This window comes from Corynebacterium pseudogenitalium (genome assembly GCF_024453815.1).
Lineage (GTDB): Bacteria > Actinomycetota > Actinomycetes > Mycobacteriales > Mycobacteriaceae > Corynebacterium > Corynebacterium pseudogenitalium.
Map to the genome: position 1 here is coordinate 966,558 of NZ_CP072934.1, position 15,938 is coordinate 982,495.

General features: G+C 56.8%; 11 protein-coding genes. 8 read left to right on the forward strand and 3 right to left on the reverse strand.

Features of this window, described 5'->3' with window-relative positions; all coding sequences use genetic code 11:
- Positions 1 to 1,587, reverse strand: a complete 1,587-nt coding sequence (gene putP, locus KBP54_RS04685; protein WP_256000441.1) for a sodium/proline symporter PutP — start codon at positions 1,585 to 1,587, stop codon at positions 1 to 3.
- A 105-nt stretch (positions 1,588 to 1,692) separates the two neighbouring features.
- On the opposite strand from putP, the gene KBP54_RS04690 reads away from it, so the two are divergent.
- The 8 genes from KBP54_RS04690 (at position 1,693) to KBP54_RS04725 (ending at position 11,675) form a co-directional block, all read left to right on the forward strand.
- Entirely contained in the window at positions 1,693 to 4,818 is a 3,126-nt protein-coding gene (locus KBP54_RS04690) for a DEAD/DEAH box helicase (protein WP_256006439.1), read from the forward strand.
- Positions 4,815 to 5,678, forward strand: coding sequence for a hypothetical protein (locus tag KBP54_RS04695; RefSeq protein ID WP_256006441.1), 864 nt, complete (start codon positions 4,815 to 4,817; stop codon positions 5,676 to 5,678). Before KBP54_RS04690 ends, KBP54_RS04695 begins: the two co-directional genes overlap by 4 nt.
- Entirely contained in the window at positions 5,678 to 6,883 is a 1,206-nt protein-coding gene (locus tag KBP54_RS04700; RefSeq protein WP_070362649.1) for a metallophosphoesterase family protein, read from the forward strand. Before KBP54_RS04695 ends, KBP54_RS04700 begins: the two co-directional genes overlap by 1 nt.
- A complete protein-coding gene (locus KBP54_RS04705; protein ID WP_256006443.1) occupies positions 6,884 to 9,520 on the forward strand; it encodes an AAA family ATPase in 2,637 nt (878 codons plus the stop codon).
- A gap of 43 nt (positions 9,521 to 9,563) precedes the next feature.
- A complete protein-coding gene (locus tag KBP54_RS04710) occupies positions 9,564 to 10,037 on the forward strand; it encodes a MarR family winged helix-turn-helix transcriptional regulator (protein ID WP_071569079.1) in 474 nt (157 codons plus the stop codon).
- Positions 10,038 to 10,070: 33 nt separating this feature from the next.
- A complete protein-coding gene (locus KBP54_RS04715) occupies positions 10,071 to 10,292 on the forward strand; it encodes a PspC domain-containing protein (RefSeq protein WP_256006445.1) in 222 nt (73 codons plus the stop codon).
- A 109-nt stretch (positions 10,293 to 10,401) separates the two neighbouring features.
- Positions 10,402 to 10,539: a hypothetical protein gene (locus KBP54_RS04720; RefSeq protein ID WP_256006447.1), complete on the forward strand. Its 138-nt coding sequence runs from the start codon at positions 10,402 to 10,404 to the stop codon at positions 10,537 to 10,539.
- Between the two features lie 494 nt (positions 10,540 to 11,033).
- On the forward strand, positions 11,034 to 11,675 hold the full coding sequence (locus tag KBP54_RS04725) for a CAP domain-containing protein (protein ID WP_256006449.1): 642 nt from the start codon (positions 11,034 to 11,036) through the stop codon (positions 11,673 to 11,675).
- A 135-nt stretch (positions 11,676 to 11,810) separates the two neighbouring features.
- Here KBP54_RS04725 and KBP54_RS04730 read toward each other — a convergent pair whose 3' ends face one another.
- A complete protein-coding gene (locus tag KBP54_RS04730; protein WP_256006451.1) occupies positions 11,811 to 12,869 on the reverse strand; it encodes a hypothetical protein in 1,059 nt (352 codons plus the stop codon).
- Positions 12,870 to 15,935 carry a type III restriction-modification system endonuclease gene (locus KBP54_RS04735; RefSeq protein WP_256006453.1) on the reverse strand — a complete coding sequence of 1,022 codons (3,066 nt, stop codon included), beginning with the start codon at positions 15,933 to 15,935 and terminating at the stop codon, positions 12,870 to 12,872. It abuts the gene before it with no gap.
- Positions 15,936 to 15,938: the final 3 nt, after the last annotated feature.

Genomic DNA, 15,938 nt, shown 5'->3' on the forward strand with positions numbered 1-15,938 from the left:
CTAGTTAGACGCGTGGGAGGCCCCTTCGGTTCCCGCAGTCGCCTTGAGCGCGTCAGCGAACGTTGCGTCCGGAGTGGTGAGCGCAAAGTTTGTCACTGCAAGAGCATGGTCAAACTCGTCTTCGACGCCCTGCTTCGGCTTGGTCAGCAAGGAGACAGCGACAAGCGCGATCGTCGCGAATGCGATACCCGGAACGATTTCGTAGATGATGCCGGACAGCGTGTCGGAGGAGCCCCACACGAATACCGTGATTGCACCGACGATCATGCCAGCGATGGCGCCCGGGGCAGTGAGACGACGCCAGTACAACGATGCAATTACAACGGGACCGAAGCTTGCGCCGAAGCCTGCCCACGCGAACGCGACCAGGCCCAGGATCGTGTCCGATGGGTTGATTGCCAGCACCATCGCGACCGCTGCAACCAAGACCACCATCGTGCGCGAGAGCACGAGCAGCACGGTCTGACTTGGACGCTGCTTCGCCACGGCCCGATAGATGTCTTCAATAAGCGCGGAGGAGGTGATCAATAGTTGGGAGGACATTGTGGACATAATCGCCGCGAGCACCGCTGTAAGGACGATACCTGCAATGAGTGGGTGGAAGAGGATGCGGGCTAGGTCCAAGAAGATGGTTTCGAAGCCGCTTTGGTCAGTGACACTGTGCGGTGTTTCAGCGAAGAAGACCGTCGATACGAGCGCGGTGAACACCGCACCCGCAAAGCAGATGGTGACCCAGCTGATTCCGGTCCGGCGTGCGCTGGCTGCCTCAGCCGGGGAGCGCAGCGCCATGAATCGGGTAACAATATGTGGCTGTCCCAGGTAGCCGAAGCCCCACGCCAAGTTGCCGATGATGGTTGCCAACGAGACACCGGCGATCATGTTGAAGTAGTCCGGATTGCCGGCCTCCCACGGGCCGTAGGCGTTGTGGGAAGCGAACGAGAAGATATCAGAGGGGGTATCGAGCGAGATCAGTGCCATCAGTGGCACCGTGACCAGCGCCAAGAACATCAAGACCCCTTGGACAACGTCGGTATAGCTCACAGCGAGGAAGCCGCCGATGAACGTGTACAGCACAGTAATCGAACCGACGATGAGTACGCCTGTGAGGTAGTCACCGTGGAAAGTGGATTCGAAGTAACGGCCACCCGAGACCATGCCTGACGAAACGTAGAACGTGAAGAAGAAAATAATGATCACGGCGGCGACGAACCGCAGGACGTGTGAGGAGTCACGGGTGCGGTTCTCGAAGAAGGACGGCAAGGTAATCGAGTTATTTGATACTTCCGTATAAGCGCGGAGGCGTGGTGCGACAAACTTCCAGTTCGCCCACGACCCGGCCAAGAGTCCAATAACGATCCACAGCTCGCTCATACCGGAAACGAACAATGCGCCCGGCAGCCCCATCAGCAGCCAGCCCGACATATCTGATGCGCCCGCGGATAGGCCTGCTACGAATGGGTGCAGTCCACGGTCGCCAAGAACGTAGTCGTCATACTTGCTCGTCTGGATCCACGAATAAAACCCGATGGCAACCATGACACCGAAGTACAACACTATGGCAAGGACAAGCCAGAAGCTATCGGCCATGTTTGCCTCCCTAAAGCAATAGAAAAAATAAGCGAGTAGAGTTTTAAAGATTACCGTTAGAACCGTAGTCGATGTAGCGAAATCAAGGATGGTATAAGGGTGGGCTTGCCAAAATTCCTTCTTCACGGGCTGTGGCTGCCAGATTCTGGTTTGCAGGTCTGGGTCGAGCAGGTGGCTGGCCATAAAATCATCACACTCGACGAAGTGCCGAAGGGGACCTTCCCCGAACCAGTCCACACACTGCTCGAAGGGGTCAAGTTCCGCCACCGCGGCAAGGTCATGTTGCGCACGCCGAAAGGCAAACTATTGCGGCTCCGGGTGCCGACGGCAGCATTCGCCCCCGATGAGGCAGTACAGTTTCTACGAGCAATGTCCTTCCTCCTGGACCCAGACGTTCCGGCACCGGAAGGGCTCACGGAGCAACAGCGGGCGTCGGTAGCCCCGGATCTTTTGTGGCTCATCCAGATGTTTCTCGGGCTTGAGCGGTTTGTACAGGCTGGCAGGGTATCGATTCACGTGCCGTCTCAGGACTTTCAGTGGTTCGCGCAGTGGCAGCTCGGCACCGGGGTGGAGGAACGCGGTTGGCTCGCGGATATGATTGCGGCTGCGCCGGGAGTACTTACAGAGAACAACCGACGGCTCGACGAAGACTGCTCGCGCACATTTGTGCACTGGATCGCGTCTGCCCAGCTGCGTAACTCCCCTATGCTGCGTGGTGAGCGCCCGTTTCCGTGGCACGATTTTGTACAGTCGCTGCTTAACGGGACGCCGCTACGGCGAGGCTCTAGCGCGTTTTCGCGACAGATGAGCCAGTGGAACGGCTCAATCACTGCGACAAATTTCCAACTGGTGTTCATCGTGGAGCAGCCCGCAGACACAGAAGATGGGGGCGATGAGGCGCTCACACAGTGGCCGATCCGGGTGAACGTGCGCTCCGGCGATGAATCGCCGCGGCCCATCCGGCTGTCGGAGTATGACGCCTATACGGTGCAGCAGCTCCACTCCGTGCTTCGCGACGCCATCAGGGTCTCCGACCTGATTGATCCATCGACGCACCGGCGTGCCGCGACAACGCCGGGCTCTGCGCTCGATGGCGACTGGGACGTGTACCTGTCCGCGGAAGAGATTGTGCAATTCGTGGAGACTGAGGTGAGCAAGCTTCGGCTTGCGAACTACGCGGTGATGCTGCCACGCGCCTGGACAACTGCGGAGACAACATCGAAGCTGCATCTTTCGGAAGCGAAGAACCCGTACGACGCAACAGCGGTGACCCGGCTTGGCTTCGGCCAGCTGGTCAATTACGACTGGCGCGTCAGCATCGGCGGCACTGAACTGACGGATGACGAAATGCAGCGGCTCGTCGAGTCGAAGTCTGGGCTGATCAAGTTGCGTGGCGAGTGGGTGCTCGCCGATACAAGGCACCTCGAGCGCACGAAGCGGTACATGGAGAAACTCCACGGGACGGCGCTTGCGCGGGCCAAGCGTGAAGCAGAAGAAGCCCGGACGACTGCGCAGCTCGCAGCTGATGCGGGAGCAGATGACGCCGAAGCGCTCGCTGCCCGCGCCGACCAGCTCGAGGAGGAGTACCAGAAACTCGAAGCGTCAGAGGAACACGGTGCGGTAACCGCGGAGGAGCTGCGTCAGCTTGCGCTGGAGAGTGGGCCAGACTCGCCGCTTGAGTTCACTGGGTCCCGTTGGTTTACGTCTCTGGTCGGCGGAATGGACCGCCCTGCGCCGGAGCGCGTCGACATCCCAAGAACTGTGCATGCTGAGCTCCGCGAGTACCAGCGTCGTGGCGTGGATTGGCTCTACTACATGTCCCGCAACCACCTAGGTGCCGTGCTTGCCGATGACATGGGGCTCGGCAAGACGCTCCAGCTGCTCACCCTGCTTGCCGTCGAAGAGGAACGCGGGCAGCGCACCGGACCAACCCTCGTTGTTGCGCCGACCTCCGTGGTGGGCAACTGGGCACGCGAAGCCGCCAAGTTCGTGCCGCACCTTTCTATGTATGTCCACCACGGCAGTGCCCGGTACAAGGGAGAGGAACTGCGCGAAGCTCTCAAGAAGCACGACATCACCATCACCTCCTATGGGATCGCATCGCGCGATGTGATCGATTTGTCTTTGATCGAATGGGACCATGTGGTGCTCGACGAAGCTCAGGCGATTAAGAATGCGGGGACGAGGGCGTCGAAAAGCGTGCGAGCGCTGCCAGCTCGCCACCGTATCGCGCTGACAGGCACTCCAATTGAAAACAAGCTCTCCGAGCTGCGCAGTCTCCTCGACTTTGTGAACCCCGGCATCCTCGGCTCGCAGTCCTTCTTCCGCAACCACTTCGCACGGGCAATTGAGTCGCGCCGGGACGAGGGCCTCGCCGACGAGATGGGGGAGCGCCTGCAGCGCCTCACCGCGCCGTTTATCCTGCGCAGGCTGAAGACAGACACCGCGATCATCGACGACCTGCCGGACAAGGCTGAGCATGTACTGACAGTGGACATGACTGCGGAGCAAGCAGCGCTCTACACAGCACTCGTTGACCGCATGCAGCGCGAACTGCAGGAACGCAAGGGTATGGCACGTAAAGGTCTCGTGCTTGCCACGATCACTCGCATCAAGCAGATCTGCAACCACCCGGCTCACTTCCTGGGCGATGGATCACCAGTACTTGCCGACGGCCACCACAGGTCCGGCAAGGTCGCTCGCCTTGTGGAGCTGCTCAATGAGGCAGTGCGTACCGACCAACGAGTGTTGATCTTTACCCAGTACAAAGCGTTTGGTGACATTCTGCGGCCATACCTGAGCGACTACCTCGGTGAGCTCATCCCGTTCCTCCACGGCGGGGTAGGAAAGAGCGCGCGAGACGCAATGGTTGCGCGTTTCCAGGAGCCGAACGGGCCGCGCGCGATGCTGCTGAGCCTCAAAGCAGGTGGTACCGGACTCAACCTGACTGCTGCATCGATGGTGATCCACCTTGACCGCTGGTGGAATCCCGCCGTGGAAAACCAGGCGACGGACCGTGCGTTCCGCATTGGCCAGAAGAAAGACGTCACGGTGTACAAGATGATTACGCGCGGAACCATGGAGGAATCGATCCAAGACATCTTGGATGGCAAGATGCACCTGGCAGGTGCGGTGATTGGCGAGGGCGAAGGCTGGATTACGGAACTCGACGCTGACGATCTGGCACAGCTGATGAGCTACCGAGGAAACGGAGGCGAGCGCAACCTATGAGCACCCAGCGACCACGCGAAGACAACGTTATTTATGCAAACTTCGGCGCACGTCGGCGCTCCCCGGAGCAGGAGCAGGCGAAGCAAGCTTCTGAGACTCGATCGCGGTACAAAGATGTGCCTGCGACGTGGAATGCCGCAGGCCGCAGGATCTGGGAAGCAGTCGTGCGATACAGCGATGCTGGTCGCATCAAGCGGGGCATTGCGTACGCCAACGGCGGCCACGTCGCCGAGCTCTACCCGCGGCTTAGTGGGATCGATGCGGTTGTGACCGGCTCACAAATCGAACCATTTCACACTGTCATTGAGCTACCACGGCGCACCGCTGCTGACATCGGCGGGCTGCTGTCCGACATTGCGCACGACTCCGCGGCATTGATGAAAGCGCGCAATGGCGTCTATACCGATGAGGCGTTGGATACCTTGATTGCCAACGGTCCTGAGGAGTTTCGGCTGCACTGTAGCTGCCCCGATCCCGTCGTAGCCTGCAAACACATTGTCGCAGTGGGGTATCAGGCAGCACAGCGCATGAGCGAACACCACGAATTCATTCTCCAACTCCGGGATAGTTCGATTGCGCGACTGACCGGCATGGCGCCACCGACTGTGCAGCACGAGGCAGCGCAGCCTGACGCGCCGGGCGAAGTCACGGTGTCTGCACCGCGCCCGCAGCCGGACTTTTGGGAAGGCGGCGCGCTACCTGATTTGCCTACCCCGAAAGTCGCTCCGATGATCGAAGATTCTGACATCACGATGTTGCACAAGGCGATGCAGACGATTTCCTTTACCAACATCGACCAGCTACGAGCGGTCTCCGATATCGAAGATCTGTTCTATGCTCTGACTGAAACTGAAGACTAATGTCCGAGCCGTTTGGTAGTAGTGAGTATGTGAACACGTTTCGATTTATCCACTCCTCTGACCTGCAGCTTGGCATGACTCGGAAGTTTCTGCGCTCCGAAGCCCAATCGAGGTTTGACGACGCCCGCTTGCGCGCCGTTGAACGCCTCGGCCAAGTAGCCACGGAGCATGATGCAGACTGTATTGTGATCGCCGGTGATGTGTTTGAGCACAACGCGCTCGAACGGGAGACGCTTGGTCGAGCACTCGAGGTGCTGAAGCGCCTGCCAGTGCCGGTGTACTTGCTCCCGGGCAACCACGACCCGCTGGTGGCGGACTCCATTTTCCACGCCACCGATGACCTTGAGAATGTGCACGTGCTCGATTCCTTCGATCCCGTAGAGGTCGTCCCTGGCGTTGAGCTTGTCGGCGCGCCTCTCAAAGCCCGATACGCCTCTGAGGACCTCTGTGCCCGTGCCGTACGTGACTTGGAGCCGACGGATACGATTCGAGTCCTCGTTGGCCACGGCCAAGTAGACGGCTACGGCAAAGAACAGGCCGAAGCGCTCATCGATCTGGATTTGCTGGAGGAGAAGCTGGCCTCGGGGGTGATCGATTACGTCGCGTTGGGGGATACGCACTCCACGCAGTCACTCGGCACGAGTGGGCGCGTGTGGTTCTCGGGCAGCCCGGAAACAACCGATTTCCACGACTTTGCTATCGGTGGTCCTGGTGGTGGCGGCGAGGTCAACTCCGGTAACGCCCTCGTCGTCGAGATTGCGAAGTCCTCCGCAGACGATTGCACTGTGAACGTCGAGCCAGTTGAGACAGGAGCATGGACGTTTGAGGCACTGGACTGGGAGGTTAGTGACGAAGGGGACGTCGCAAAGATTGTGGATCAGCTTGAACGCTACGAGCACAAAGACCGCACGGTGGTGAAGTATTCGGTGCGTGGCACGCTTGGCCTTGCGGCGATGGCTACCTTTGAGCAGGCGATAGGGCGGCTTGAGCCGGTGTTTGCCGCGTTGTATGAGCGTGAGCGCCTCATGAGCTTGCACTTGGCGCCCAGCGATGAAGAGCTCGAAAACCTTCCGCTGAGCGGTTACGCGGCCGAGGCGATGCGGGACCTGATCTGCCAGGCTTCCGTGCAAGATGATGTCACAGGCTCTGCGACAGCCCGTGACGCAGTGAACCTTCTGTTCCGATTCTCCAAGGAAGTGAACTAGATGCGCATCCATTCGATCACCATTGAAAACTTCCGTGGTATTCAGCGATTAGAACTCCGAGACCTGCCAGATACCGGTGTGATCGTGATCCATGGCAACAACGAGGCGGGCAAATCCACCATCCTTGACGCGTTGACGACAGTGCTGAACGAGCGCCATACTGCCGGCGGGAAGAAGATTGGCGTGCTCACCCCGATCGGGAGGGACGTTTCGCCTGCGGTACGGCTTGAGGCGACGGTTGGCGATTACAGCTTCACCATTGCCAAACAGTGGGGGAAGGGGAAGTACTCGGAGCTCAACATCACCAGACCGCAGCTGCGCCAATACACCGGCCGCGAGGCTGACGACGAGCTTGCGCGGATCCTCGCGGAAAACCTTGACCAGGAGCTCGCCTCGACGCTCTTCCTGCGCCAGGGGCAGTTCGCAGCAGGGATCAGCGCAGCTGGCATCCCAAGTGTTGTGAGGACCCTTGACGGGGACGCTGGACGTAGCGCAGAGGAGGCTGCTTACGATGACACTGCGCTCATGCAGCGCATCAGCGACGAATACGCAGCGTACTTCACATCGACTGGTCGGCCGCGTGGTGAATACGACAAGCTTCAGAAAGTGGTCGAAGACGCACGCCAACAGCATGAAGAACTGGTGAATCAGAAGCGGAAATTCGACGATGAAGTCGTAGAAGTAGAGCGGCTGCAGCAGCAAATGCAGCAGATTCAGGATGAGCTGCCCCAGGCGCAGCAGGATCTCGAAGCCCGACAAGTCGACGCGAAATACGCCGAAGAGGTCGTTTCCAAGCGCCAGGCAGCTCAGGAGGCTGTGAAGTACGCGGAGCTTACAGCACAGCGCGCCGCACAAGACGTGGAGAACAGGAAAAAGCTTGAGCAGCGCCTTGCGCAGTTACGTGAGCAACACGTCGCGCTCGAGAAGGAGAGGGCTCTCGCGCAGCAAGCCAACGATGAGGAAGCAGCAACCATTGCCTCACTCACCGATGCCTTAAAGCGGCACCAAACCGAGCTGGCGAAAGCGCGTGAGACCGCACGTCGTACCCGTGCCATGCGGGAGTATGCGCTGTGCCAGCAAGAGCTGACGGAATTGCAGGCAGTGCTTGACCAGATCGAGGCCGCACAGACTGAATATCAAAAGCTCGTTTCCGAATCACCCGTCCGGCCTGTCACCGACGCGGATGCGGCTCGCGCTGAGGAAGCTGCAAGCGAGGTGAAAATCCAACGCACCATCCGCGCCGCGGCGACCGCAAAGCTGACCGTGCGTGCCGAAGACGCCACGTTCATCCACGATGACGCCCCCACTCACGTTGATGGGGAGCGGACCATCGAGCTTTTCGACGCCACCACCTTCCAATTCGGTGAATTCCATCTCGCGTACAGCGCGGGTGCCAACAGTGTGGGTGAACACGGTGCGGTGGAGGCAGCAGAGCGTGCGCTTGAAGAAATGCTCGCGGAGCTCGGTTGTGAAGACGTTGCGGAAGTGCGTGCGAAGCGTGATGAGCACCGAGCCTTTGCCCAGGGCGTGGAGGAGGCGAAGCGGCGTCGAGAAGATATTCTCGCAGGCAGAGACCTGTCTGCGCTACAGGAACGCCACGTGCGACTGCAGAAACTGCACTCGGAACACGCAGCAACCCTGGGCGAGGATCCCGCGGAGTTGGAACGAGAAGTCGCGGAGCAGGAATTCGAATCCGCCGAAGCAGCCTTACAGACGGCACAGCATGATGCAGAAGTAGCTGCCGCCGCATTGGAGCCCCACCGAGAACGCAAAGCGCAACAAGCGCTACTGGTTCTGGAGACGAAACTTTCGACCCACGAGGAAGTTGTGCAAAACGCAAAAGAAGAGCTGCGCGCAGACCAGGAACACGCCACATTTGAAGAATTGGATGCGGCCCAGCAAGCCGCAGCAGAAAGCCTTAGCGCCGCCCGTGCCACGCTGGATGAAGTGACGGCGGCGGCACAGGACGCGAATGTTGATATGGCACAGGCACTGCTCGAGAGCGCGCAGACCCGTTTAGTGAACCTGCAGGATCGCTACACAGCGGCCGACAAGCGCATCGCAGAGCTGAAAAGCTACTTCGAGATGGCCTCCGGCATTGCGGAAAAGGTTGACCGCGCTGAAGCAACCCTCGATGCTGCCGAATCTGAATACCACCGCACGAAGCGTCGCGCCGAGGCAACCAAACTCTTATACGACACACTGCAGCGCTACCGCGAAGAAGCGAATGCGCGCTATGCGGCACCGTTCGCTGCGGCGCTCGAAGGGTATGCGGGGGCGTTGTTCGGCCGAGATGTGGAATTCGAACTGGACGACCAACTACAAATCACTCGGCGAAACGTCGCGGGTGTGTCACTACCGATCGAAGAACTATCCGGTGGTGCGCAAGAACAATTGGCACTGCTGACCCGCTTCGCGATAGCAGAGCTTGTCGCCCGCGACGGCACCTCCCCAGTTCCTGTGGTCATTGACGACGCTCTTGGAGCAACAGACCCGCACCGCCTGCAACTGATGAACGCACTGTTTAATAGGGTGGGCAAGCACGCTCAAGTCATTGTGCTGACCTGCTATCCCAACCGTTACGACGGCGTGTCCAGCGACAACCGTTACGAAATTGAGCAACTGAAGACTAATTGATGGATGCTATGAACATGATTGGGGATCTACTACAGTGAGAGGTATGTCTGACGCACCACACTGGCTCAGCGACGCCGAACAGGACCTCTGGCGGCTCATGCTTGCCACTTCGCGGAAGATTTCCCGCGCTCTCGACGACACCCTCCAGGCAGATTCCAATCTCTCTTCGCCAGAGTTCTCGGTGCTTGTCAGTCTGTCTGAAGCTGAAGAACACACCATGCGGTTGCGCGATCTGTGCTGGGTTCTGGAGTGGGACCGTTCTCGCACTTCGCACCAGGTCACCCGCATGGAGAAGCGCGGGCTGGTGTTGAAACAGAAATGCCCTGGTGATGCTAGAGGTGTTCTCGTCACCTTGACTGACGACGGCTTGCGTCGTCTGGAGGCAGCGGCACCAGGCCATGTTGAAAGCGTTCGGCGGCTCGTCTTTGACCACCTTGACCCCAACGATATCCCGACGCTGACCAAGTTCTTCCAAGGAGTACTTGGGGCTCAAGCCAACTCCCAGCTCCGTAGATAGCCAAAAGGAAAGCGAGGCGCTATGTCCTTCCCAATGAACCAACCCCAGTACCAGCCAAACCCTAGCCCAAAGCGCCTGCAGCGCTCCATGGTGGACAAATATATTGCCGGGGTTTGCGGGGGAATCGCGGAGTATGCTGGCCTCGATCCTGCACTTGTTCGAATCGGTATCGTGCTTATCGGACTCGTTACGGCGTTTGTACCTTTGTTCATTCTTTATGTTGTGGCCTGGATTGTGATTCCGCCGGAGTTTTAACGCATGAAGGCTCTCTGACGGTGCTGGAGTGCTACACTCAACCCGTTCTGTACCGAGCTGTCTATTTTGCGTAAGGGAGATGTTCGCGGTGCCGGAAACCAAGGATGAGATGCGTAATCGCCGACCGGGCTCGGCGCGCCCACTGGCGTTCGTAAAAGTTGACCCCGATGAGATTAATTCGAGTGATAACTTTCAGTGGATCGTGGATCTGGTCAAAAGGAGCGCCGAGAAGGAAAGCGGGCAGTAGTTGCCGCTTTGTTGTAAACGAAGCGAGAACCCCGCCACCAAGCAAAACGCCAGGCAGCGGGGGTAATGGAGCCATTTGCGAAACTCCCTAACCTCCCCAAACGCAACCCCTTACAAAACGTTTCCCGCCAAAACCCACGCACATTTCCCGCCCACTCCTCGAAAAACGTTATCACCAGCACAAATGCACTCCTACCATCGGATCTAAAATCGCTCTCGGATACCCCCTTCCCTCGACTGAGAGCAAGCCATTGTGCATGGTGATGGTGTGGAATGAGTCATCTTTCATGCTTGTCTACTGCGTAAATGACAGCGCCAGTTTTGACCACGCCGAAAAGATTGTGATCACTGGTGTAGTTGATGATGCGTATCAGGAGATGAGAGTAGATCCTACGGGAACGATGCCGGACTACCGCGCAGCCTAAGTGGGGTGGGAGGTTATGATAATGAAGACTTCATAGTTTTCGTATCAACTTTTCCAAGAAAGTGTTTACAGTGCCTAACCCGCAACAACTCATGCAGTACGCCGGTGCTGCTGTTACCGTCATCGTCCTGATCCTGGGACTTATTTTCGGGACAGGGGATTTATCCTCGTCTTCCGATAATGGGGCACAAACGCCCCCATCGAACAGTGCGAAACCGTCGAATAGTCCTGCGCCCTCGAACGGTGGGCGCAAACCGGATGCTGACGGGTGCGTGAAAAACACTCCTGATTATTTCAAGTGCAAACAGGAAAACAGCAAGCTTGGTAAGAAGAACCCGCCTTTAACCTCTAGTGATATTCAGCAAGCGCGTAGGGCTCAATTCATGCAGATTGTCGAATGGCGGTCTAATGATAAGCACGCTAACCCACTTACGTATGATCTTTCTCTAGAAGCAACAGCACAGCGGTTTGCTAATGAACTTGCTCAAACGCCTGGGGATGAGATCTGGCACTCGAATTATAATACTCGTGGGCTAGAAAACGTGGCATTTGATACATACACTTACAAGAATTTCTTTAACATTTTCGCTGGTTCGGTTGGGCATGCAAGTACCATGGCAACGAACGGGCGTGCTCCTAAAGTCGGTATCGGTATTGCTCAAGACCCCGTAACAGGACATTACTTCTGCGTACAACACTTCGCAGACAAGTAATCGGGTATCTGGGGAGAGCACACCTACTAGGTAGTTGGAATAAACCTACCTAGTAGGTTTTTCTGTTTGCGCTGGGTGGTGTAGGAACAGGCGTGTGCCAGATTGACACAGCGTGCCCCCATGCGCGAACCTTCCTCAACGCGATGGAGGATTCTTCCTCTTGCGCGTTGAATTCGCTTCAAGATCAAACCCGAGTTGATCAAACAGTTTCTGCTGGTGTCCTAGCACCCGTTGAGCATCTGCCTGGATCACTTTCTGCCTGACACTTAACGCGACACTGCGCGCAAACATCTCTTCAGCAGAAAACTTCCCTGAATCCTGATCCGCTTCGAACTCCTGATAATCCTCGGTGAACTGTTGAACTTGCTCGATGACTCTTTCAACATCATCTTTTATCTCAAATACTTCATTGCGCCGTGGCAGACCATCCCAAAGATTCTGATATGGCAATTCGGATACATCTCGCATGTACGCCACCGGCTGAAAACCGAAACAAAATGTTTCTGTTCGTCGGGATGGATCGTCAATCCAGTGGAACGTCGCCCCGATAAAACCATCTTGAAGACACGCTCCAAAACCAATCTCGTCGTGCATCTGCAAATCGAGAATCTGACAGGCGTTTGAATACGGCGCGAACCAGTCCTCTGGGCAGGTTGGATCAAGTCCTCGCACGTGCTCGTAATCCTTGTAAAGTAGAAGATTGAACGTTTGAACCATGTCAAGATCGTGCAAGTAGCGCCGAAGATCTTCCGGTACCTCATAACCTACGTCGTACATCTTGCACCCGAAATGCTTCACGTAATACCGAGCAAGGTGACGCTGATCAAAAGGGGTATCCGCAAAAATCTCATCCCAGTTGAATTTGCGCCGGTTTTTGAAATACTCCAGGTCATCCAAGATGAAATCCATGAAATGGTCATACGCCATGTCAAACGGCTGCGAGAACTGGTTATTGCAGTAAGCACAGATGGTTTTACCAAACATGAAGATTCCATGATTCGGACCACTCATCTTGTAAAAGCGTCCATCACTGCCGATAGTGCCTAACGGTTGTCTACCGCCTGCTTCCCAAATCTTCTTGATCCGGGAACTCTTGAAAGCGTGTTCCTGGGTATCAGCGGGACGTTCCTCACAAATCCAGCACATCTTGCGATCACGCCGAGGAAACGCCGGGTTCGACTTCTTCTTCACCATTTACTCGCCCGCTTTCGTCCTCGCTTTCACTCCCACGGACTTACCCTCGTGCAAGTCCTCAATGATCTCGATGACCCCATCTGAGTTCAGCACGGATGTGAAATACACGTCCACGTCGTTGTTCCGCAGTTGCTCGAAGAACTTAGATGCACTCGTAATTGCTTTTACTTCAGTCCCGCGCAGTTGCGAATCCTCATCCATTCCCTTCGTTTCAGCCACGAAGTTGACTGATTTGCGCCCGTTCTTGCGCTTGATCACGTACATAAAGTCAGGCGAAGTCGTTTGCCCCGAGTAGGTGGGGATCTTGATCGAACGGGTGGGGATCTTGCCGAATACTTCAACTACCCCGTCGAATTTCTTCGAGAGTGAATCCATGATGGTGTCGCGCTCAATCGAACTATCCCAGTCGAACACGTCATACAGGTACGTCTCCGGGGGAACCTTTTCGTTATCCTGGAAGCGTCCCAAGCGGGTGCGCTCGATGGTGTCTTTCGGGGAACCGTCAGTCCTGGTCAGCGGATTGTCACCACCGCGCACGCCGACGAGGGCGTATTCAAACCGGGTAGCGAACTCCCGGTCAAACCATTCGTGGAACCGGCGCAGGAACCTATTGAGACTTTCTATGTTGAAGTGAGAGTCTTGCAGGTTGAGCACATCATTATTCCGCGCGAGCGCCCGGTGGATCGTGTCCACGGGAAGTGCCGTGGACGTGTGCGCCCGCTTCAAGAACTCCCCGTAAGGCAGATGCGTGTTCGACTCGTGGTGTCCCGCGACCGTATAAGTCTTCGGCAGGGACAGTTCCCGCCCGCGTCGAACCTCTTTTTCTAAGACCTTCCTCGTATCGCGCACGAAAATGCGGGCATTGTTTTGCAAGACCTCATCCAGCCCCGCGTCGATCTGCTCCGGCGACAACTCTTGGATGAGCAGGATGTACTTCTGCGTGAGCGTTTCCCACAGCGAGCGCAAACGCTCGTAAGCCCTCGGGCGAATCTTGGCGCTGCGCTTGAGGGCTTCCTTGTGTCCTGGTTTCTCTTTCCTGATGCGATTCTTGTTCACGCCCGTTGCGAACTCGGGGTAGGTCTGGAGGAACGCGCCTAGTTTGTCCTCTTTCACCTCGCCGGACGGTTCGATGAAGCCACCCATAAGCATTTCAGCCATGAGGAACGTCGGCTCCACCCCACGCGCCTTCGCCACGTCCGCCAGCCGGTCATTCACGTTAATCACGCGCACGGTGTCCGCATTAATCTCATCGACCAACTGATCAGCAAACTCGCGCTCGGTGAAGTCCACGAGATAGGTCAAGAAGAACTGATGAGCATCAGCAGTCACCCGATTGCCGTACTCATCCACCGGAAGGCGAAGCCCACGCCCAACCTCTTGCAGTTTCGAGTTCTCCGAACCGGACGAGCGCATCTTCACGATCTGGAATACCGTGGGCAAATCCCAGCCTTCTCGAAGGGTCCACTTCGAGAAGATGAACCGCATGACGTTGTAGTGCCCACGCTCATCTCTAAACGACATGAGTTTGTTCTTATCGCGCAGAATCGCTTGAACCTGTTTGGTCACCTGCTCATCAGTAGCGTTCAAGTCTTCCGCGAAATAGCCACCATGAGCACCTTCTATGTTTTGCAAGGTCGCTTCCAGATACGGCAGGTACTCCTGCATAGCCGGGGTGAGCGCCCCGTCCTCGTAAATCTCGGTGATTGTGTCCTCGATGGACTTTCTCAGTTTGCGCTCGAATGCAACCTTTAACCAACCGTCGTTGTTTTCCCCACGGTAGGAGTGAATGGAGTCGATGAAAAACAGCGTGGACGGCTTGATCTTGCGCTCACGCTCAAATAAGTCTCGCTCGATCTTGAAGTGGTTAGCGAGCGCTTGCTCCAGCATCGTCTCCTGATAGGACTGGGAGAACGAGCCGGTCATGATTGCGTAGTCCTTGGGCAACTCCGCACCGTTAGACAACATGGCGACGTTTACGCCGGAATCTTTCGACTTACCCACGTTCTCTAGCAAGATCCCGGATAGTGACGGGTGAATCATCCCGAGCAGGTTGTTCTGTTTATCCAGGTGGTAGGACTTGCCGGTGGACTCATTGCGGATCGTGACCGTCTTCTCCTTTGCGTTAAGCGCGGTCACTTTCAGTTTGACCTCATCTTCCCCGATAGCATCCGGGTACTGCACCTTCACACCCTTGACGAGCAAGTTGTTGAAGGCTTGCGCTGAGTTCAGTTCGTAGACAAGGTTTTCATAATCCGGCGTGGACGGCTTGGTTTTCGTCCCTTTAGTTCTGGGGAAGGTCGCGCCATAGCGGATGATGACCCCTGGCTGAAGCTCTTCGACAATTCTCTTGAAGGTGGCTTGGTTGCGGGCGAAACGGTGTGGCTCATCGATAATCACGACTGGACGAGTGCGGGCGAGAATATCCAACGGGCGAGACGAGTCATATCCATCAGCGGTAAGCGTTTGGTCGTAATCGTCGCGCGAGAGCGTGGGAGATTGCAGCATTGCGCCGGTCATGATGAGCGCGTCGATGCGTTTAGCATCGTAATCAGCACCTTCGGCGTACTCCCGAATCTCGGGCGGGATCATCCGTCGCCGTCCCCGCTTGTGCTTCGGCTTGCCCGCGAGCGTTTGCAGCACAATCTGTGAATCGTAGAACTTACGGAAGTGTTCGTCCGCGTAGTCCGAGCGGATGAAATCACTCGTACCCTCTCGAATCGGCGCTGATGGGGTAAGCAAAATGAACTTATTGAACCCGTAGCGAGCGTGAAGTTCGTACATGGTGCGGGTAAACACATAGGTCTTGCCCGTACCAGTTTCCATGCGCACGTCTAGCCCGAGGTAGTTCTTCGCGCTGGACATGCGCTTCTCGGGAGGAATCATGGGTAAGTCGATAACGCGCCCACCTTGTATGTCCTCGATGTTCTCCTGAATCGTCGGGAGCATGTCCGAGGTGATCTCGGGGTTGACGGCTGATCTCGCACCGAAGTCCACTCCCTCAAACACGGTCGTGACCGCTTGCACCGCTAGGCGCTGATGCTCTAATTCCTGGAGCCTGACTTTCATTGT

Excerpts from the sequence above, each read along its gene's own strand:
- KBP54_RS04730 (WP_256006451.1), bottom strand. The coding sequence starts at position 12,869 with ATGGTGAAGAAGAAGTCGAACCCGGCGTTTCCTCGGCGTGATCGCAAG.
- KBP54_RS04705 (WP_256006443.1), top strand. The coding sequence starts at position 6,884 with ATGCGCATCCATTCGATCACCATTGAAAACTTCCGTGGTATTCAGCGA.
- KBP54_RS04710 (WP_071569079.1), top strand. The coding sequence starts at position 9,564 with ATGTCTGACGCACCACACTGGCTCAGCGACGCCGAACAGGACCTCTGG.
- KBP54_RS04695 (WP_256006441.1), top strand. The coding sequence starts at position 4,815 with ATGAGCACCCAGCGACCACGCGAAGACAACGTTATTTATGCAAACTTC.
- KBP54_RS04720 (WP_256006447.1), top strand. The coding sequence starts at position 10,402 with ATGCGTAATCGCCGACCGGGCTCGGCGCGCCCACTGGCGTTCGTAAAA.
- KBP54_RS04735 (WP_256006453.1), bottom strand. The coding sequence starts at position 15,935 with ATGAAAGTCAGGCTCCAGGAATTAGAGCATCAGCGCCTAGCGGTGCAA.
- KBP54_RS04715 (WP_256006445.1), top strand. The coding sequence starts at position 10,071 with ATGAACCAACCCCAGTACCAGCCAAACCCTAGCCCAAAGCGCCTGCAG.
- putP (WP_256000441.1), bottom strand. The coding sequence starts at position 1,587 with ATGGCCGATAGCTTCTGGCTTGTCCTTGCCATAGTGTTGTACTTCGGT.
- KBP54_RS04700 (WP_070362649.1), top strand. The coding sequence starts at position 5,678 with ATGTCCGAGCCGTTTGGTAGTAGTGAGTATGTGAACACGTTTCGATTT.